We start from the raw sequence: 20860 nt of genomic DNA, 5'->3' as shown, positions 1-20860 counted from the left end.
ATTTTGAAGGTTGGGTGACTGTTGAAAGTTGAATGTTGGGTGACTGTTGTTCGCCTTTGGCGTTCCCGTAGGGTAGGTTGGTTGACTGTTGAAGGGACAGGTAATAGGCAAGAGGTAACAGATTTAGCTTTACTATTCCCGATTCCCGATTCCCGATTCCCGATTCCCGATTACCGATTACCGATTACCGATTCCCGATTCCCGATTCCCGATTCCCGATTCCCGATTCCCGATTCCCGATTCCCGATTCCCGATTCCCGATTCCCGATTCCCTTTTATCAAAAATTTATCAAATCTAAAACTAGTGAAAAAAACATTAGATAGATTATTAAAGCTGATTCAATCAATAAGTTTAGCTATCTTGATTGTTAGTGTTTCTGTACTGCCCGTATTTGCTCAGGATGTATCTAACCGGGATTTGCCTATGGTATCTACAGCCGATGATTCCCAGTTAGAACTAACTAAATTCCATGATATAGAAGAATTTAGTGACAATTTTTTTGTAAATCAAATTACAGAAAATAATCTTACTGGTGCGGTATTTACCTTAGTAAAAGATGACAAAATTATCTTCTCAAAAGGCTACGGCTACGCTAACCTTGAGGATAAGATACCGGTTATTCCTAACAAAACTCTGTTTCGTGTAGGCTCTGTATCTAAACTAGTTACCTCTACAGCAGTAATGCAACTAGTCGAGCAAGGTAAGCTTAAGCTAAATCAAGATATTAACCAGTATCTTAAGGAATTTAAAATCAAGACTGATCAATTTAAGCCAATTACAGTTGATCATCTCTTAACTCATACTGATGGATTCGATGTAGCTTGGGTGATTGGCGGAGCCACTCGTTGCCAGTCTAAGCTGCTATCCTTAGAAAAATTTATCAGAGAAAATCTACCAGAGCGAGTGCGACCACCAGGTGAATTATATGTTTATGGTGATGTGGGATTAGCATTGGCAGGTTACTTAGTAGAAGTGGTTGCTGGAATTCCTTTCAGTGAATATATTGACCAAACTATCCTACAGCCTCTGGATATGAGTCAAAGTAGTTTTCAGCAACCATTACCGTCTCAGCTGGCAGCTAACTTAGCTGTGGGATATCAGTACAAAAATGGCAATTATATAAAGCAACCCTTTACCTGTAATAAAAGTGTTCCTACTACAGCTTTAACTACTACTGCTGAAGACATGGCTCACTTTATGATTGCTCATTTACAGGGAGGTCGTTATGGTACACAGCGTATCCTGAATGACACTACAGTAAAGGAGATGCACCGCCAACACTATACTAATTTTCCGAACATTCCTCAAGCCGCAGGATCTACTTATGGTTTTTTTGAGCGCTTTGTGAATAATCAACGGATAATTGAACATGGCGGTAGCATGTCAGGGTATACTAATCTGGTGTTTTTAATTCCAGAACAAAAGTTAGGTTTCTATATTGCTTACAATCGTAACAGTCTTAATGAGAATTTGCGAGACGACTTGGTTCAACAGTTTTTAGATCGTTATTATCCTGTACAGGAGACCATTGCATCACCTACCGAAATTATTACTAAAGCTATCCCTGAAGCTATCCCTGAAGCTAATATTCCCCAGCAGTATAAACAGCAATATAAACAAATTAATGGCGGCTATCGCTTTATTCGATATCCTCGAAAATACCTGGTTAAGTTAGCAATTGTTTTGCTTGAATCTGGACGATTATTTACTATTAAAACTAATCAAGACCACACATTAACTATATTTCCAGGAAGAAGTAAATGGGAGGAAGTAGAGCCACTCCTATTTCGCGCTACTGATAGCAATATGTATATAAATTTTCGGCCAGATAGTCAGGGTAAAATTACTGGTATGTCTATGAGTAGTCATGTCCATTTAACCTATGAAAAGTTACCCTGGTACGAAACTCTTGTTTTACAGCTTGGACTGGTGGTATTTTGTGTGATAATCTTCCTATGGTGATGTTTAGTTTGGCTAATTAGACTATTAATTAGCCGCAAAAATAAAACTTTAGCTCTAGTTTCACGACATACTCGTCTAGTGGAGTTGATCATTGGTCTGATTAGTGTTTTAAATTTATGCTTTTTGATGGGAATGGGGATAGCTATTAGTACAATAGATTTCTGGGAATTTTTCTTCGGAATGCCCCCTGTGATGATTGCGTTACTTTATCTACCCATTGTGACCACAGGCTTGAGTACTATAGTATCGATTATTGGTTTACTGGCTTGGAGAGACAAAAACTGGTCTTGGATCAGACGAGGGTATTATTGTTTGAGTATGCTAGCGGCATGGCTATTTATCTGGCTCCTAAATTCTTGGAATTTATTAGGATTTAAATTTTAGGTGAACTGTAAGGTCTGACTTACCACTGTAACTGCTGCTTGTCAACTAAAGATTACTCACGATCAGCTTCAGCAGCCAAAGCCTGATCAATGCACATTTTTAATTTCTCTGCTAACACCCGCCCATGAGGTTCCATTATCATAGTATGATGCTTCCCAGGAACTCTGATTAGATCGACAACGTGTTCCTCCCAACCCATTAACGGAAACAGCCAACGCCGAATTTTAATGTTGTAACGGTGATCATGAGCAACCCGAGTCAGGAAGAGTGTAATTTTACCCGAGTAGCCTTGGATCAGATACTCTCCTTGATTCGCTCCCACAGCAGACATAGACTTTTGTACTGTTAAATTGTCTTTTACTTCCCAGAGCAACGAGCCTAACTGTTGAGCACAAGACACTAACGAACCACGTAATAATTCCTTTTTCATTGCCACCAGAGCCGGCTCTATTCTTTGCAGATAGTAGCGATACATCTGTCCCGAACCCCAAGTATCTAATATAGCTAGAAAAGCCACTTTCTTTCCGCGCTCTTGTAGTTGCTTGGCAACTTCATAAGCTACATTTTTCCCAAAAGAATATCCTGTTAACAGTATTGGTCCAGTGGGATATACCTCCAGGATATCGCGAACGTGACTAGCGGCGATCGCTTTAATATTATTCTGTGTCGGTTGGCCTTTTTTACCGATAACCACGGAACCAGATTCTAGGAAATAAACTGGTTGCTCCTCACCTAAATAGCGGGCAAGAGTAGATATTTCCCCGACACCATTAGCGCAATAAAACAGCGGTGGCTTCACCCCTGTGGGACGGATAGTAACCATTAGAGAATCCGGTCTGGGTCGTGCTCCTTCTCGACCAGCTACAATAGTTAACAAGGCGCGAAGGTCATCTGTATCCAGTGGTAACAACTCTGGAGATAGATTAGGGTTAGGGTTATCTGCTACTTCTGGTTCTTTGAGAAGACTGGCAATTTCCTCAATGGTTGTAAATTGAAATAGGGCGGCCAACGGCAATTTTGTCTGAGTAACTTTTTCTATTTCTGCAACTAAGCGCACTGCCAGCAAGGAGTGACCACCCAACTCAAAGAAGTTATGATTGATTCCTACTTTCTTAATTCCTAAAACTTCTTGCCAAATTTGGGTTAATTTAATTTCTGTTTCATTCCGAGGTGCAATAAATTGCTCTTGTATATTTGCTTTAAAATCTGGTTCAGGTAATGCTTTTCTATCAATTTTACCACTAGAGTTATGGGGTAGCGATTCCCATAAAATAAAGGTTGATGGAATCATATATTGGGGCAGTTTATCAATAAGAAAATTTTGCAATTTTAAAGAACTAGGAGGCTCATTTTTATCCGGTGATACAACTACATAAGCCACTAATTGTTTGTCCCCAAAGCGATCGTCTGCTGTAATAACGGCAGTTTCTTTTATAGATCGATGTTCGAGGATTTTTAACTCAATCTCGGCAATTTCAATTCTTTGACCTCTAATTTTTACCTGCAAGTCCTTACGTCCGAGATATTCAAGGCTTCCATCAGGTAATAAACGACCTAAATCCCCGGTTAAATAAATCCTTGAATTACCTTCTATTTCTGATCTAAATTTTTCTTTGGTAAGATGGGGTTTACGCCAATAACCCAGAGCAAGATAAGGACTTTTAACTGCGATTTCCCCTATACAGTTTTCCCTAACTTTTTTTCCTTCCTCATCGAGCAATAGAACTTCTTTATCTTCTAAGTTACAAACGACAGGGACAATGTTACCAGTAAGCTGGGTTTTTTGATTAATAAAATAATGTCCGTAAGTACCTACTTCTGTAGAACCGAGATTATTGAGAAGGATACAATTTGGAGAAAAGTGTTGTTTGTACAGTTCTACGTCTCGAATGGAGACACTTTCTCCTCCCAAGTGAATCAACCGTAGATTAGGAAATTCTTTTTTACCTGTCAGAGTATTGATAAAATGCCGAAATACTGTAGGTACAGAATGATAAACCGTTATTTCCTCTTCAATTAAGTAGTCTGCTAATTGCTCAACCCCTTCCTGTTTGATATTGAAGGGAAAAACTGCTCCACCATTAAGTAAAGCTCTAAAAATAGCTGTTAATCCAGATAGGTGAGCATATGTGGATAGCTGAGATAAGCGATCGCCTGAGCAAAGGTGAAGAGAATTGGTATGCAATCTAATGGCATGGAGTATGTTGCGATGATTCTGGACAACAGCTTTGGGTTTTCCTGTAGAGCCTGATGTATAAAGAATATAAGCAAGAGAATCTGGGGAGACACTATAGTCACAATCTTGATCAGAGTAGCCTGAAGTTGCAGAATCGAGATTAAGTAATTGACAAGAATTTTGAGCAAGTTTTTCAGCGAGTAAAGAATTATGATTGTTACTAACAATCATAATTGTCTGGGAATCCTCTAGTATATAGTTGAGTCTGATTTCCGGAAGCGAAGCATCCAAAAGAACCCAAATTTTACCGGCTTTTAAAGAACCCAAAATTGCGGTGATTGCCATGATACCGGGTTCAAACAAAAGGGCGATTGCCCCTTCTTTTTGACCACATTTGGAGATAATGGCCGCCGCGATGCGATTGGAAATTTTATTTAGTTGCTCGTAGGTTAGCTGTTGCTTTTTATATTTAATTGCTAGTCGGTGGGAATATAGCTTGACTTGTTGTCTAAAGCGGTCTGGAACGGACTGTTCAATGTCTTCTTTTTTAAACTCTTTAAATGTTTTTTTTTTGAACATTATTGTTTATAAAAAATAACTAAAAATAATTTTTGATGTTTAAGTGTTTTGCTAATTCTTTTAAAATTTTAACGGTTTTTATTTCCAGAGAAATTCCTCGATCTAATTGTTCTGCATAATTACGCCATCTGGTTTCACCAGGAAGAATGATTTCCTCAAAATCATTGCTTGTTTTGGCAGTTTGAATGAATGAAATTAAGGTCTCTAGCCGTTGATAATAATCAACCATAGGCATGATTTTAGAAATATCAATTGCCATAAAAAAATGTCCCACATTAGCACTTCTGTCGAAGTTTTTATACATAGATGCTATTTCATGGGAAATCCCTGATCCGCTAATCACACCACTAATAATTTCCACCATTAAACCTAAACAAAATCCTTTAGCACCACCAAAGGGTAAGATAACTCCCTGTGCAGCTTTTCGAGGATCAACTATCGCATTACTGTTTTCATCAATCAAAATTCCTTCAGTAATTTTTTGATTATTTTCTACAGTTTTTCTCAATACCGAACCTGCCGTTGCACCAGTTGAAAAATCTACAATTATGGAGTTTTTATTTCTCACAGGTGCAGCAAAAGCAAAAGGATTAGTTCCTAAAACTGCTGTAACTCCACCATAAGGAGCAACATGAGGAAAAGAGTTACTAAATGCTAAACCAAGCTGTGAATTTTGTGCTGCTAACTGAACGTAATAAGCACCGGCTCCAAAATGGTTGCTATGGCTAACTAGCACCATGCCAACTCCATATTTATTGGCTATCTCTATTGCTTTTAACATGGATACATGGCCTAGATAATGACCAAAACCATCGTGACCATCCACTAAATTAATAGTTGCCGATTTTTGAATAAATTTGGGAACACAGGGTGATTTAATCAGATGCTTTCTGAATCGTTCTAAATAGGCTGGCAAGCGAGCCACACCTTGAGTAGTTCTACCAATTAGATCGAACCAGACAAAGATTTTAGCAATTATCAGGGCTTCATGCGCGTCGATACCCTCAGCACATAAAATATCATTAATAAATTCCTGTAGTTTTTCCGGATCAACTCTAATAAATGAATCCATTTTTAACGCGATTTTAGTTCATTTTTTTAACATAAATAATTTAATTAAAATAAGCAGGTACACAAAATTAATTACACATTTTACAAAATTTAAAGCCTTGCATGGTAAGGGTTACAGAGATTGGCAGTAGGAAATTAATTGGGTGCATGTCAGTTTTGTTAATCCCTGATTCAGATCCCCCTAAATCCCCCTTAATAAGGGGGACTTTTCAATCTAATTCCCCCCTTTTTTAAGGGGAGTTAGGGGGGATATATGTACCTAATTACAAATTTGACATGCTCCAAATTAATTCTGTGTAGGTGCTTATTAATCAGATATCCAACATTTATTTTTGCTTAATATCTGGTCAACCCAATCATTGCTAAATTCCCCTTTTTTGACATTTTCAATATAATTTTTAAGGCTTACTTTTTTACTAAGTAATTTTTCTAATAATTCCTCGGCCAATTCTTGGCGAATGACCACTAAACCATTTAAATCTCCACAAATAATATCGCCGGGATTAACGACAATTCCGCCACAGTTAATGGAAAAATTAATTTCTCCTGGTCCTCGGTGTAATGGACCAATAGGAGTCACACCCGTTGCATATACAGGCATTCCTACTTCCTTAATACCAGGTAGATCTCGAATCATACCATCAATCACAAACCCTGCAATTCCTCTATGTTTAGCCTTGGTTGCAATTAAGTCACCAATAATGCCGTTGGTTGTACTACCAGCCCCATCAACTACAATGATGTCCCCGGGTTGAGCGATGTCTAGAGCTTTGTGAACCATTAAATTATCGCCAGGGAATACTTTTACTGTACAAGCTGTTCCTATAATTTTTTGATCGTTAATTAAATTCTTGATATTTTGATTAATTGTGTACAAACGATTCATCATATCGGAAATATCAGGAGTCTCAAATTGAGATAATTTTTGCAATAATTTACGATCGCATCTGGTAATATTTTTTTTTATCCTAAATCCAATACCAGAATGAATTTCGCTAGATTGAGGTTTGGTCGCCATGAAATAATTTATTTGAAATTATTTGGGGATGTTTTTATACAGCACTCCTGTCGAATCCCAGCCAAAGTTAATCTAATTTGTATAAAATACTTTGACTGTGAATCAAAAACCGAAATAAGCAATTGTGAGAGTTAGGGTGCTGGATATGGGTTATACATTATGTGCTTTCGCCCTACTAATATGTATATACCTACTTAATTTATACTAGTTTCATTTTTTACTTCAGACTGGTTTGCGAATAAATTATCATAAATCGTAATTATATGAATTTGGGATGAAGATTCTGAGGAGGTGACAACAAGGCTAAAAAGCAGACAGGGTGTAGGTTGACCGGGTGTGGGGTGTGGGTAAAATAGCTGCGGGGGCGACAAGTCGTCCTAGAAGGCAGACTGTATCATGTTTTCAGCCCTCATTCCTCTGAGATTATCGGGCTGTGGCGATAAAAACGAAGTAATTATCGAATTAGTTCTGCCACACAATACATCGATTTGAACCATTTTTTACCATGCCATTCAATAGTAAAACTGCTGTATAATTGGGTTTAAGCTTGTAGTTTAGACCGGATAAATAACCTAAAAAATTACCCATTTTTTAGGTTATTTATCCGTAAAACTTTGCTATTGTGTATAAAAAAAACAATAAAATTAGATAAATTAAGCGTTTATTGCTAACTCTAGTAGCCTCTAAGTTATAACCACCACTCTTAAAATCACGAAACATTGATTCAATGCCCATAGGTTGAGCATAGGCATCACAAGCAGCATATCAACTAGGAGAGCCATTTTTAAAAAAGTTAAATAAAAAGTTAACGATTTAATTATACCGTCAAATTTAACCAGATCCGGAGATTTAATTTTTCCTTTTTTAATTAATATTGAACAGTTAGGGGTAAAGCCGAAATAAGTGCCAAATAGGACACCATTTTCAGTAATTTAAAAATTGCTTTACAATTGATGAGTTATGTGTAGGAACTTGAGAGGGATTAGCCCGAAGGGCTAGGGCCTTCAAGGCTACGCAAAAAAGACAATCCATTGAGGATATCAAGCCCACAGGTGATGGGAGCAAGACCGTGAAGTTTTGGTAAGAGGGCTTGACAAATTGCTGTCTTTGCTATAAACATCACAAATATACAACACTCTGGATAAGAATTAATTAATCAAAATCCTCTTGGAATAAGAAAAGTATATCGTCAGCTGTCAGCCGTCAGCTTAAAATAAACCTGTTTGGCCTATGGCCACGCTACGGGAACGGAAGAATTTAATATTGATAGATGAATGAGAATTGAAAGTCAACAGAAAAACCCTTGGCCATTCACGTAGCTTGGCCACGCTACGGGAACAGCTTTGTGGCACAGGCTTTGGCCTTGGCCTAAAGGCCACGCGGGGCGCGTTTGGCCACGCTGTGCGAACGACGCTGGGACTTAACGTAGCCCATAAACTGATAGCTGAATGCTTACACTAGATTAATTATAATTTGGTTTTTTCCAGATAGTTTGGTTTGTAGATATAGCATTTACAAATAAATAAAATTCTAATTTATGAGGTTATAATTTTTACGATCAGCTAAAATAACTATTCTGTATAGATGTATTTTTTTTAGAATTTGTTTCTTACTCGTCTAGGATATCTAAATACCCAAAATCCTTGGCCAGCATTAGATTTAGAGTTGCTCTGTGCTCAATTAGCATCATTTTGTCCGGAAGACCCAAAGTTAGACTGTATAGTAGTAGGTAAGGTCTAAAGCCAACTACCTCGTAATGAAGCAACTAATTCTGGGTACTTTCCTTGGGAAACTGGCAATGGCAACCCGTGATAAAATAGATAGGGTAAAAGGGGCAGTCACTAAATCGGAAAGTTTAGGAACTATAATTAACGATCAGATCGCTACACGTTTGGTCACTCAATTATGTGATCACAACAAGACTTTTATTGATGTTGGGGCACATATTGGTTCAATTATAGCTTTAGTATCTGATTACGATGCAAGTATAAAAGTTATTGCTGTGGAGGCGATACCCGATAAAGCCAGGAAACTTCGTAGTAAGTTTCCTGACGTAGAAGTACATAACTATGCGGTTGGCAACACAGAAGGAGAAGTATCTTTCTATATAAATACCAGAGAATCTGGCTATAGCTCCCTAAGGCAACCTAGCGAAGATAAAAAATCAATTTCAGTTGAAATAAAAGTTCCAATCGTACGTTTAGACAGCCTGGTATCATCAGATGACATTGACGTGATCAAGATTGATGTGGAAGGTGCTGAATTAGACGTTATTCGCGGAAGTGAGACTATCATTACCAAAAATAGTCCAGTGATAATGTTTGAAAGTGCCCCATCCCAAGAGGATGATTGGAAATCTACAAAAGCAGATATAGTGTCCTGGTTAAATGATTATGGTTATGAATTGTTCGTACCTAATAGAGTTGCACACAATGGGCCTGGATTAAGTCAAGAATGCTTCATTGAGTCCCATTATTATCCTAGACGAACAACTAACTACTTTGCCATACCAATTCAGCGCAGAACTGAGATAAGAGATCGAGCACGGACTATACTTGATCTTTCTATTGCCTAATTCTCAAGGTTTGCCTTTCACATTAAATAGCAAAGGGAACAGGGAGCAGGGAACAGGGAGCAGGGAACAGGGAACAAAAATTATCACAATTCATTTGAAATAATGACCTTGAGCTTGATGTCAAGGTCATTTTAATCAAGAATCAGAAAGCTCAGATTAATGCGATCGCATTTAGGTTGCTCAAGTTGACCTTGTCTATCCTGCCAGGCTTAGCAATCCATCACTACTCAGAGCTAGGAAGTAGCGCCAGCTTTATGGTGTCGGAAATTGGTCAGGTTCATACTCCTCCTAACACACTACCCATCGCACGAACCATATTCTGGGGCTGAAACGCATCCATAGCCGCCGTAGGCTCATACCCACAATGAACCATACAATCGGCACACTTAGGATTACCACTAGCGCGACCATACTGATCCCAATTCGTTTCCTCCAGCAATTCCTTAAAAGTGGCATAATGCCCTTCATTTAACAAATAGCAAGGCTTTTGCCACCCCAAAACACTGTAACTAGGACTTCCCCAAGGGGTACACTCGTAATCTTTCTCCCCGATCAGGAAATCCAAAAATAAAGGATTATGGTTAAAATTCCAGGTTTTATTCCCAGCCTTCAAAGGTGCTAAAATTTCCCGGAACATCCCCTTAGTCTGTTCCCGCTTCAGGAAATGCTCCTGATCTGGTGCCCATTCATAACTATATCCAGGAGAAACCATCATGCCGTCAATACCCAACATGGCCAGGAAATCAAAGAACTCCTGGATTTCCTTAGGATCAGTTCCCTCAAACACCGTCGTGTTAGTAGTCACACGAAATCCCCTAGCTTTAGCCGCCCGAATGGCCTGCACCACCTTATCAAATACCCCTTGACGGTCCACACACTGATCATGCCGTTCCCGTAAGCCATCCAAGTGAACGCTGAAAGTCAGGTAAGGGGAAGGTTGGAACTTATCCAGACACTTTTCTAACAACAACCCATTAGTACAGAGATAGACATACTTTCGCCATGCCACCAACCCCTTGACAATTTCGTCAATTTGTGGATGAAGCAAAGGTTCTCCCCCCGGAATAGAAACCACCGGAACACCACACTCTTTCACCGCAGCAAAGCACTCTTCAGGAGTGAGCTGGCTCTTGAGTATTTCCGTAGGATGCTGGATTTTGCCACAACCGGAACAAGCTAGATTACAGCGGAACAGAGGTTCCAACATCAGCACCAGGGGAAAGCGTTTACGACCCAAAAGACGCTGGGTAACAATATACTTTCCGACATCAAGAGCTTGTTGTAATTGAATTGCCATAATTGTCCTCACACCATATAATTAACGCTAATCATTGAGGGTAATCCTGATTACCCCACAGCTTTAACTTTGACCAGCTTCGCCGATAAATTTATAATACTGTTGGTGAATTGCTTAAAATCCTAGACTTCGCGACAGTTGTAAGTTTCCCTATTTACTGGAGCCAGCGGTAAGTACCGATAGATAAATAAACGGAACTGTATTAACTTTTTTAAAGCTGCCAAAAGTCTTTCTGTTCCCTGTTCCGGTGATCCGCTGTTCCCTTCCCCCCTTACTAAGGGGGGTTAGGGGGGATCCGCTGCTCCCTGTTCCCTGTTCCCTGTTCCCTGTTCCCTTAGCTAAACCAATCAACAGCATCCTTGAGGGCTTTCCTAATGGAAGATTGGGGTAACCCTAACTCTCTAACCGCTTTCGAGGCATCGTAATACATTGGGTGTTGTGCCATCCGCACCCCATTTAGCGGTATAGAAGGGGTTTTCCCGAAAGCAGTCAACACGCACTCATCAATCCAAGCGATACTCAGCGGTAGCCAGACCGGAACAGTTTTTTGAGGCGCACTCAATCCAGTAATTTCCGCAAGTTGCTCCAATAAGGATTTGAAAGATAGATTTTGGTTACCTAAAATATAGCGATCGCCTTTTTTCCCCCGGTCCAACGCCAACAGGTGACCCTGAGCTACATCCCGCACATCAATAAAATTTAATCCCGTATCCAAATAAAATGGCATTTTCTGCTGTAGGAAGCGCACAATGATTTCTCCGGTAGGAGTTGGCTTAATATCCATTGGACCAATGGGAGCGCTAGGATTAACAATCACCACATCTTGACCAGATTGAGCTGCCTTGATCGCTTCACGTTCAGCAAAAAACTTAGATTTTTTATAGTCACCCACCAATTTCTCGACAGGACTCTGATGGGTTTCATCCACAATTTCCCCAGGTTTACCCACACCAATAGCCGCTACTGAACTGGTGTAAACAGTGCGTTCAATCCCAGCTTTACCAGCACTTTGTAGCACATTACGGCTTCCCTCGACATTGTTACGATAGAGTAAATCTCGATCCGCTTGCCACAGGGAATAATGGGCAGCGACATGAAATAATACCTGACATCCCTGCATCAGTTGGCACAAGCCTGGATCGTTCAAGTCACCGATAACGACTTCTATATCTAGACCCTGGAGGTTATCGAGTTGGCTAGTAGGGCGCACCAGAGCTCGCACGGAGTATCCTGCTTCAAGTAGCGATCGCACAACATGAGCACCGATAAATCCTGTTCCTCCAGTGACGAAAGCTTTGATTGCCATTGACGCACGCTCCTCTGTTTCCCAATTTCTTATTGCTTATAGCACTACCAATTAAGGTGTTTGACATTCCTAAACTCCGAAACTTAGTCATAGCTTACTTCTGACTTCTGACTTCTGACTTCTGACTTGCGCGTAGCGCTATACCAGACAATAATCCTAGCCAGCAATCTTCCAGCAGAGTATACAATACTGGTACAACAATCAAACTCAACAACGTAGACGTAAGCAATCCACCAATAATTGCCACAGCCATCGGTTGTCGCAATTCTGCTCCTGCGCCAAATCCCAATGCCAAGGGCAACATCCCCAAAATTGTCGAAGCAGTAGTCATTATAATCGGTCGCAAACGCACCACTCCCGTTTCCAGAATTGCCTCAGTGCGACTTAAACCAGCTCGACGAAGTTGGTTAACATAATCCATCAGCAAAAGCGCATTTTTGTCAAGTAGTCCCAGCAAAAAAATTAGACCAATCAGGGAAATCATGCCAAAATCACTCTGGGTGATCAGAAGTGCTAGCATTGCTCCCACAATAGATAAGGGCAACGACAAGCCCACCACCATCGGTTCTAACAATCGACCAAAAGGCAAAATCAGCACTAGCAGCATACAGGTAACAGACAAGGTCAAGGTGCCAGCAAAACTCCCCAGCACATGACTACTCAGAGCCGAATCCCCCCACAGTTCTAACCTCACACCATCCGGTAAAACCATTTTGGCAACCTTTACCACCTCCTCAGTCGCATCTCCCAACCTTTGACCCTGGTTAAGGCTAGCACGAACATAAACCCCTCGCTGACCATTAACATGCTCAATCTCAGTAATCCTATTCCCTCGATTATTTTGACCAGTTGCCTCTACATCCACTAATCCTGGTAGTCTCTCAATCCGAGTTTTGAGATCCGCAGCAGTATTGCCTAACACCTCTAAATCATCACCCAATAAAGCAACTTGAACCGGTTTTTGAGTAGGTAGTTCAATAAACTGAATATCTTCAACACTATTCGTTACACCAGAGATCTTTGGCAAAGCAGCCCGCATTTTTTCCTGAACCTGAGCAGTAGTATATTGGCGATTACGTTTAAGTTTGACCTGAAGGTTACCTTTGTTGGGATCACCCTGTACCCCCACAACCGTATATACCGATTCCACTTCAGGGAAAGCCAGCACCGCCTCTTCTAACTGCTTAGCTACCTGCTCAGATTGCTTCAGTACCAATTTCATCCCTTTTTTAATCGGAAATAGACCATTAAACCCCGACTTTGATAGTTGTGGCTGTGATAGTTGTGGTTTTAGCTGCTTCTTAGTATCTGAATTAGTATCTGAATTAGTTAATGACTTTGACTCTTCACTGTTAGAATCAAACCCTCCCAAATTCAGAATCTTATCAATTAAATCACCAAATTGAGAGGCACTAGGCATCTGAGGCAACGGTGCCGTATAGGTAATCATAAATTCCCCTCGGTCTAGGGTAGGAATAAACCCCTGAGGAATTAGGGGAATCAGGGAAATCCCAGCCACAAAGCTCAATACCGCTAATCCCACTACAAATTTCCGATGCCCCAGGGACCAGCGCAGCAAATCACGGTAGTTGGGATTAAACCTCAACCAAAAGTCGAAAACTACTCTCGATAATCTTGCCCTGTTCCCTGTTCCCTGCTCCCTTCTACCTGTTACCTGTTCCCTGTTCCCTATTCCCTGTTCCCTGCTCCCCTGCCTAGGTTTAAGCCAATAAACCGCAAGAACTGGGCACAAGGTCCGAGCAACCAACAAAGAGGTAAGAACTGCTGCCGAAACCGTCAGACCAAAAGGTTTAAAGAACTGTCCTAAGTTACCACCCATTAAACCAACCGGTAGAAATACCGCCACAATGGTCAAAGTAGAAGCAGAAACCGTCAGACCAATTTCATTAGTAGCAGAAAGAGCAGCTTGTCGAGGAGACTCCCCAGCCTCCAGGTGCCGAGAAATATTCTCGACTTCTACAATGGCATCATCAATGATAATCCCAATTACCAGAGCCAAAGCTAACAGAGTAATGGTTTCGAGATTGAACTCATAGATAGCCATCACGATAGCGGTTCCGAGCAGGGAAATTGGAATTGCCAAGGCAGTAATTAGGGTAGCACGCCAGTTACGCAAGAAAGTAAAAATTACCAACACTGCCAGAACAATTGCCAGTAATAAACCATCAATAGTAGATTGAGTCGCTTCCCGGATATAGTTAGCTTGAGTCACTGCTAAGACTAACTGTACCTCTGGCAAACTAGCTTGTAGCCTTTGTACTGTTTCCTCTACCCGACTAACTACATCTAAGGTGTTAGCATCACCCCCTTTGATCACCTGAAAAGCCAAAGCTTCCTGTCCATTGAAGCGAATCCGAGTCGGGGTAATGGGTATGGGAGATTCGGGATTATCTCGCTGCTGTTCCTCCTTAATAATTTCTGGTGCTTGTTTGGTCAAGTCCGAGCCAGAATTGAGAGCCGTAAACGTAGTTTCCCCCCCTCCCAACAAATTGACTTTCAGAACTCCTGGAAGTTGAGCAATCTCTGGTAAAATACTAGTCTTAGCAATATCAGCTAATTGCTTCAGGTCTTTAGTATCACTCTTGATGGTGTAGCTAACTGCAGAGGATTCGTTCAAATTGAAGGGAATGACCTCAAAGGTTGCACCTTCAGGAATAGCAATTTGCCACAGTGTCTTTTCAACCTCCATTGAAGAAGAGTTGAGATCGGTTCCGACATCGAAATAGAGGGTAACCACCGTTCGACCAGGGTAGGTTGAAGAAACCATCTGATCGAGTCCTGCCAAAGGCAAAAGCCTTTCCTCAATCGGTTGAGTCAGTTTCTGCTCCGTTTCCACGGCAGTCTCCAATGGCACTTGAGCATTGACCACCACCACGGGAAACGTAATATCGGGGAATAGGGCATACTTAAGGGAACTGAACGCCAAAAGCCCAGCCACAACCATTGCGATCCAAAAACCTATGGTTACTCGGGAATACTTAATGGCTAACCGGGAAATATTGAACCGCTTTCGTAAGACCTTGAGGGAAGTCAACTTGACCATTGAAGACAATTATTATGTCACTGTTTCCCTAGGATATACTTTGAACGATCGGCTATAAGATCGGATTAGATTATCAAGACATGGCATTGACCCGGTAGCGCCACACTTGGCGAACACATTTGTTAGCTGTCCGGTAAAAGAAGCCCCACGTCTCAATCCGCAAGGATGAGCGTTTAAAGTTACCGTAAGGATAGTGGAGCCTTTATGGTTAGTCGGCTATGAGTAAAAGAGGTGCGACCCGTGGCGAATTTAATTCGCCTACGGAAAGCGCACCTTTGGTTAAAACTTTTTGATTAAGGCTCCACTAACAATCAGGTTTCGTCTCCAGGGATGAATTTTACACAGAGTCTTTCGGCTCAGGGAAACGAGCTATTAAGCTCCTGAGTAATTCGGAGCAAGTCATCCCTCTACGATTGACCGTAGGTCACGCTACGCGAACGGCTTCCTGTTGAAGTTGCCTTTTTTCAAAGCTGGTAAGTCTAATCATTAAGTTTTTATCTTTCATTTTGCATTGACACATGTAAAGACGAATGATATACTAAGAATAGGTCGAGAAATAGGATATAGCAATAATGATAGCAGCGTACCAGTACCGATTAAGGTTGACCAAATCACAGGAAGTAGAAATAGAGAAATGGTTGGACATGCTCCGACACCAATACAATTATTTACTTGCCGACAGATTCAACTGGTACGAGCAAAATCGTTGTTCTATTAACTCCTGTCCTTTAGTTTGTTACTTACCAGACTTAAGAAATAATCCTGATTATTTTTACCAAAAGAAAACCCTCCCTCAGTTAAAGAAGGATAGACCTTGGTACAAGGTGGTTCAATCTCAAGTCCTGCAAGACTGTGTTAAGAGAGTCGATCTAGCTTTTAAGCGGTTCTTGAAAGGAGACAGTAACGGAAAAAAGAGCGGCAGGCCGAGGTTTAAAGGAAAAAACAGGTACAAGTCTTTTACATTCCCTTCTCTTTATAAAAATCCTATAAATGGCAACATTATGACTCTCCCGAAGTTTGGAAAAGTCAAAATGATTTATCATCGACCTATTCCAGAAGGCTTTAAAGTAAAGACAGCCACTATAACCCGAAAAGCTGATGGGTACTATGTTACGCTATCAATCCAAGATGATTCTGTTCCGGATATTATCCCAGTAGATAGCGCTTCTAACCCTGTTGGGATAGATATGGGTCTCAAGTCGTTCTTAGTCAAGTCCGATGGTTCCGAGGTGCCAATCCCTCAATACTATCGGAAAGCTCAAAAGCGACTAAATAAAATCCAAAAAGCTGTCAGCAGATCTAAGAAAGGTAGTAACAATAGAAAGAAAGTTGTAACTAAACTGGGTAAAGCTCATAAAAAGGTAGCTGATACCAGGAAAGATTTTCATTTTAAGACAGCTAAAGAGCTTCTAGACAATCACGACCTAGTGGCTCACGAAAAGTTGAACATAAAAGGTTTGGCTAAGACTAAAATGGCCAAATCTGTATTGGATGCTGGTTGGGGTCAATTCCTGTCTATCCTGTCAACCAAAGCCGTTCGCGTAGCGTGGCCTACGGCCATAAATGCTGGGTTACTCACGGTTGCAGTGAATCCTCGAAATACTAGCCAAAACTGTTCTAATTGTGGAACAAAAGTACCCAAGAAGTTGAAAGACCGCATCCATTCTTGTCCTCACTGTGGATATACAGCAGATAGGGATGTAAATGCGGCAATCAATATATTAAAGTTGGCGGTAGGGCATTCCGTCGGTAGTAAAGCTTTCCGAGTATCCGAAGCGTTAGCTGGAGTTGGAAAGAAGCCCACACTCAACCTGAAAAGGTGAGTGTGGGAGTATGTCACCAATGGATACAGCTCTAGACCAAGCGATTGAGTTTTTAACAAGCCCATCGGTGAGACCACCGACCTCTGAAGCTGTAGTCGAGGTACTACTTCAGGCAGAGACAACTGCTAAACGAACCAAAGTCAGCTATGGCTATTCACAACTGATCGGAAATTGGCGACTAGGGTTTATTACAGGCACAAAGCGATCGCGCCAACGAGCAGGGGTGATCTTGGGTAGTGGACGATTTCTGCCAAAGTGGATCAAAATTCACCTATCCTACTCCCCATCAGAGTCTTCTCAAGACCAAGGAACGGTTCAAAATGCTGTTCAATTTGGACCGATTCAGATAGTTCTTACCGGTCCTACGAAGTTTTATCCTAAGACCAATATCTTAGCTTTCGACTTTACTCAAATCAGGATATCCTTATCTCGTATAACACTTTATCAAGGCTACATTAAAGGTGGACAAGACCGGGAAACTAGGTTCTATGAGCAACCCTTAAAAGAACAAGCATTCTTCACCTACTTTCTAGTGGAAAACCGTTGCATTGCTGCTAGAGGTCGGGGAGGAGGTTTGGCTGTGTGGAGCAAGAAGCCCTAGCTAAGTTAGATAGGTTCATCAAACGAACAGGTTTGTGCTATTGCCTTCTGTAACAGCAGATTATACTCTTGCTCATTGACCGTACAGGCACCAAACCGTTCTAGGTGAGAATTCATCATCTGAGCATCAAACAGCAAAAAGTTGCGATCGCGCAACCGTTCTACCAGCTTAACCATCGCCACCTTCGAGCCATCCGGAATCCGATAAAACATTGATTCACCAATGAAGGCTCCACCAATTACAATGCCCAAAATTCCTCCTGCCAGCTGATTTCCCTGCCAAGTTTCAAAGCTGTAGGCCCATCCAGCCTTATAAAATTGCCAATAAATTTCCTTAATTTCTGGAGAAATCCAAGTAGTTTCACGGTCAGCACAACCAGTCATTACCCCTAAAAAGTCTCGGTTAATACTGACACTAAATCGTTCCTGATTTAGGACACGACGCAGAGATTTAGGATAGCGAAACCGCTCATCCAGAGGAATTATAGCACGTTCGCGGCTTGAGTACCAGCCTAAATTACCAGTATCATCTGCCATCAGGAAATAGCCTTGAGCATACCCTTGAATTAAGTAATCAATATCGATTTCCATTAACAGAAGTGTGTAAGGAAGAACTAAATTAGTTAGGTAGAACTAAACCTAACATACTAGCGGTTGACACTTCTGTTAAAAAAAATTGGCTTTAAAGAAATCAGGTTTCTTACCTAGATTAACGGGTCTAACTAAGTTAGTTTTCACAAACCCAGTTTTTTGACAAAGTTCTCCTCCGTCTCCCCAATCTTCCCACTCTTCCCCCTCTTCCCTTTCCACTTTCCCTTTTCCCCTAATCGTGGCAAGCTGTTGATGATTCAAGGTTGATTGGCAACAAGTGCTGTATTGGTTCGGTTCCCCCCTACTGGAGAGATAAAGTCATGGTTACAAATTCTAGTGTCAAACAGTTGCTCAAAATTTTAATCGGTGCCGCCTGGATAGACGGTAAAGTTCAGGCAGAGGAACGGGAATATCTGTATAAAGTCGCCAAGGAATATGGAGTTGCTGACGACCCAGAGATTAAACCGTTACTGTATGAACTCAAAGCTGTGTCAGCAGATGAATGCTACAGTTGGGTGGAACAGTATTTAGGCGATCGCCCTAGTCCAGAAGACTATCAGCGCTTGATTGAAGCCCTCAGTGCCTTAATTTATAGCGATGGGCTGGTAGACACAGAAGAAGCCAAACTTCTGAATCGCTTGCAGTTACTCGACCCCAGCAGTCCATCTAAGCAGTCGAGTAGTCAAAAAGTACTCAAAGCAATTCAAAAAATTTACCGCCGGTGGATTGATAAGCAGTTTAGTGAATGATTACTGCATCAGTACGTCAGTGGGTCAGTGTTGAGTAATCAGTCCTGAAAAGTTCAGGACTTACCCAGCAACTCTAGCTGTAGGGTATCGCTTGGGACCGGTCTACTACAGGCCACACCCGGTCAACCGGTCACCCGACACCCTTGGGCTGATGTGACAATTTTTGATCTGGCAAGTGGTTGGCAACTCATCCAATGTTACTAGCGTCAAATTACTCAGATTGTGCCGAACTTATTGCTATTAAACAGGCATAATATGGTTTTTTTTGCTTATTTTGAGCAAAAAAAACAATTTTAGTGAACCTAGGAACATCTAGCATCTGATTGGTTCTATTTACTTAAGAACACATTAATTTAATAGAATGCCTTCCATGCTTAACCTAAATCATTTTCAATCAGGAACTGCTGCTGTTTTAGCCCTTGGACTCACCGCCACCACCATGGCTCCCCTAGTCGCACCTGCTCCGTCTTTTGCCCAAAGCACTAACTTTATCGATGTTTCATCCAACTACTGGGCAAGTGACTTTATTGGAGAATTATCCCAGCGCGGTATTATTGCCGGATTTCCTGATGGCTCCTTCAGACCAAATGCACCAGTGACCCGCGCTCAGTTTGCGGCAATGCTACGTAAAGCAAATCAAGATTTCAATAAACCCGCCATTCGCGGTGGCAACAGTTTCGTGGATGTTGCTTCCAACTACTGGGCAAATCCTGCCATTCAGGAAGCCTACCAAACCGGATTTCTGAGTGGTTACCCTGGTAATATCTTTAGACCTGAACAAAATATTCCCCGCGAACAAGTTTTAGTAGCCCTTTCTAATGGACTGAATTTCTCTTCCAGCGGTTCTACCTCAGAACTGGTCAGTTTCTACCGGGACGGCAGCCAAATTTCTAACTTTGCCCGTGCTCCCATCGCTGCTGCTACAGAAAATCGTTTGGTGGTTAATTATCCTAACGTTGCCTTTCTCAATCCGACTCGGAATGCAACTCGTGCAGAAGTTGCAGCTTTTATGTACCAAGCGCTGGTGGCAACAGAACAAGCCCCAGTGATTAGCTCCCAATACATTATCGATCCCAATCCAGCACCTGTAGCCTTCACAATTCCTGCAGGTACTTCTATTCCGGTTAAGTACAAAAAAGATAAAATTCTGCTCGCCCAAGAGGAAACTATTCCCCTAACCCTGACAGTGGATCTAAACATTACCACTGCTGATGAGGGCAAGTTGCTGATTCCTGCTGGTAGTGAAGTGGTTGGCGAACTCCGTGCTACAAAAGAGGGAGCTCAGTTTGTAGCTCAGCAGCTGTTGATCAATGGTGAAACCCTATCCTTTAATGCCACCTCTGAGGAAATTACCACCACTGAAACTATTCGCAAGGGTAGCAATCCAGGGAGTATCCTAAAAGATGCAGCAGTTGGTACCGCTGCCGCCGCTGCTATCTCTGCCGTTACCGGTGACCGTGCGATCGCTACAGAAGAAATCTTGATCGGAGTTAGTTCTGGCATCGCTTTAAATATCGGCAAACGTTTATTCGGTAGCAGCAGCGTTGACCTATTTATGGTTGAACCAGAAACCGACTTACAGCTTACCATCGACTCTGACCTGGTGATTACCAGTCAGTAACTAGATATGTGGACAGTTAACTGTTGAGAGGATGATAGATTAA

General features: G+C 41.4%; 16 protein-coding genes and 1 pseudogene. 8 read left to right on the top strand and 9 right to left on the bottom strand.

The features are described 5' to 3' along the window. The first annotated feature begins 21 nt into the window (after window positions 1-21). Both F6K51_RS17510 and F6K51_RS17505 read left to right on the top strand, forming a co-directional pair. Window positions 22-324, top strand: a complete 303-nt coding sequence (locus tag F6K51_RS17510; RefSeq protein ID WP_293022191.1) for a hypothetical protein — start codon at window positions 22-24, stop codon at window positions 322-324. After that, complete coding sequence (locus F6K51_RS17505; protein ID WP_293022188.1) at window positions 305-1963, top strand: serine hydrolase domain-containing protein; 1659 nt, start codon at window positions 305-307, stop codon at window positions 1961-1963. Before F6K51_RS17510 ends, F6K51_RS17505 begins: the two co-directional genes overlap by 20 nt. Window positions 1964-2399: 436 nt before the next feature. Here the strand turns inward: F6K51_RS17505 and F6K51_RS17500 are convergent, their stop codons facing one another. The 4 genes and pseudogenes from F6K51_RS17500 to F6K51_RS17485 all read right to left on the bottom strand — a co-directional run. Further along, window positions 2400-5102, bottom strand: coding sequence for an AMP-binding protein (locus F6K51_RS17500; RefSeq protein WP_293022186.1), 2703 nt, complete (start codon window positions 5100-5102; stop codon window positions 2400-2402). Window positions 5103-5121: 19 nt separating this feature from the next. Continuing rightward, on the bottom strand, window positions 5122-6174 hold the full coding sequence (locus tag F6K51_RS17495; RefSeq protein ID WP_293022184.1) for an Ldh family oxidoreductase: 1053 nt from the start codon (window positions 6172-6174) through the stop codon (window positions 5122-5124). Between the two features lie 306 nt (window positions 6175-6480). Next, entirely contained in the window at window positions 6481-7191 is a 711-nt protein-coding gene (locus tag F6K51_RS17490) for a hypothetical protein (RefSeq protein ID WP_293022182.1), read from the bottom strand. A 615-nt stretch (window positions 7192-7806) separates the two neighbouring features. After that, a pseudogene (locus F6K51_RS17485) lies at window positions 7807-7920 on the bottom strand (IS4 family transposase); the annotation flags it as partial. Between the two features lie 552 nt (window positions 7921-8472). Here F6K51_RS17485 and F6K51_RS17480 point away from each other — a divergent pair. Together F6K51_RS17480 and F6K51_RS17475 are read left to right on the top strand one after the other, a co-directional pair. Continuing rightward, entirely contained in the window at window positions 8473-8652 is a 180-nt protein-coding gene (locus F6K51_RS17480) for a hypothetical protein (RefSeq protein WP_293022179.1), read from the top strand. A 295-nt stretch (window positions 8653-8947) separates the two neighbouring features. Then, window positions 8948-9766 carry an FkbM family methyltransferase gene (locus F6K51_RS17475; protein WP_293022177.1) on the top strand — a complete coding sequence of 273 codons (819 nt, stop codon included), beginning with the start codon at window positions 8948-8950 and terminating at the stop codon, window positions 9764-9766. 277 nt (window positions 9767-10043) lie between these two features. On the opposite strand, the gene hpnH is transcribed toward F6K51_RS17475, so the two are convergent. The 3 genes from hpnH to F6K51_RS17460 all read right to left on the bottom strand — a co-directional run bounded on the left by hpnH (window position 10044) and on the right by F6K51_RS17460 (window position 15433). Continuing rightward, window positions 10044-11063: an adenosyl-hopene transferase HpnH gene (gene hpnH, locus F6K51_RS17470; RefSeq protein ID WP_293022175.1), complete on the bottom strand. Its 1020-nt coding sequence runs from the start codon at window positions 11061-11063 to the stop codon at window positions 10044-10046. A 334-nt stretch (window positions 11064-11397) separates the two neighbouring features. Further along, window positions 11398-12369 (bottom strand): hopanoid-associated sugar epimerase, encoded by a 972-nt coding sequence (gene hpnA, locus F6K51_RS17465; RefSeq protein ID WP_293022173.1) that lies wholly within the window; start codon window positions 12367-12369, stop codon window positions 11398-11400. A gap of 94 nt (window positions 12370-12463) precedes the next feature. Further along, window positions 12464-15433, bottom strand: a complete 2970-nt coding sequence (locus F6K51_RS17460; protein WP_293022171.1) for an efflux RND transporter permease subunit — start codon at window positions 15431-15433, stop codon at window positions 12464-12466. Between the two features lie 572 nt (window positions 15434-16005). Between F6K51_RS17460 and F6K51_RS17455 the strand changes: the two genes are divergently transcribed. Together F6K51_RS17455 and F6K51_RS17450 are read left to right on the top strand one after the other, a co-directional pair. Then, on the top strand, window positions 16006-17256 hold the full coding sequence (locus F6K51_RS17455) for a transposase (RefSeq protein ID WP_293022169.1): 1251 nt from the start codon (window positions 16006-16008) through the stop codon (window positions 17254-17256). A 10-nt stretch (window positions 17257-17266) separates the two neighbouring features. Continuing rightward, window positions 17267-17857: a hypothetical protein gene (locus F6K51_RS17450; RefSeq protein ID WP_365939977.1), complete on the top strand. Its 591-nt coding sequence runs from the start codon at window positions 17267-17269 to the stop codon at window positions 17855-17857. Between the two features lie 5 nt (window positions 17858-17862). Here F6K51_RS17450 and aat read toward each other — a convergent pair whose 3' ends face one another. Together aat and F6K51_RS17440 are read right to left on the bottom strand one after the other, a co-directional pair. Next, a complete protein-coding gene (aat, locus tag F6K51_RS17445) occupies window positions 17863-18447 on the bottom strand; it encodes a leucyl/phenylalanyl-tRNA--protein transferase (RefSeq protein ID WP_293022167.1) in 585 nt (194 codons plus the stop codon). Between the two features lie 75 nt (window positions 18448-18522). Beyond that, window positions 18523-18708, bottom strand: coding sequence for a hypothetical protein (locus tag F6K51_RS17440; protein WP_293022165.1), 186 nt, complete (start codon window positions 18706-18708; stop codon window positions 18523-18525). Window positions 18709-18767: 59 nt separating this feature from the next. Here F6K51_RS17440 and F6K51_RS17435 point away from each other — a divergent pair, with 59 nt between their 5' ends. Both F6K51_RS17435 and F6K51_RS17430 read left to right on the top strand, forming a co-directional pair. Beyond that, a complete protein-coding gene (locus tag F6K51_RS17435; RefSeq protein WP_293022163.1) occupies window positions 18768-19196 on the top strand; it encodes a TerB family tellurite resistance protein in 429 nt (142 codons plus the stop codon). Between the two features lie 370 nt (window positions 19197-19566). Further along, window positions 19567-20817: an S-layer homology domain-containing protein gene (locus tag F6K51_RS17430; protein WP_293022161.1), complete on the top strand. Its 1251-nt coding sequence runs from the start codon at window positions 19567-19569 to the stop codon at window positions 20815-20817. Window positions 20818-20860: the final 43 nt, after the last annotated feature.

This window comes from Moorena sp. SIO3I8 (assembly GCF_010692325.1).
Lineage (GTDB): Bacteria > Cyanobacteriota > Cyanobacteriia > Cyanobacteriales > Coleofasciculaceae > Moorena.
Note: the sequence above shows the minus strand (reverse complement) of the source record. Positions and strands in the feature narration are given on the sequence as shown.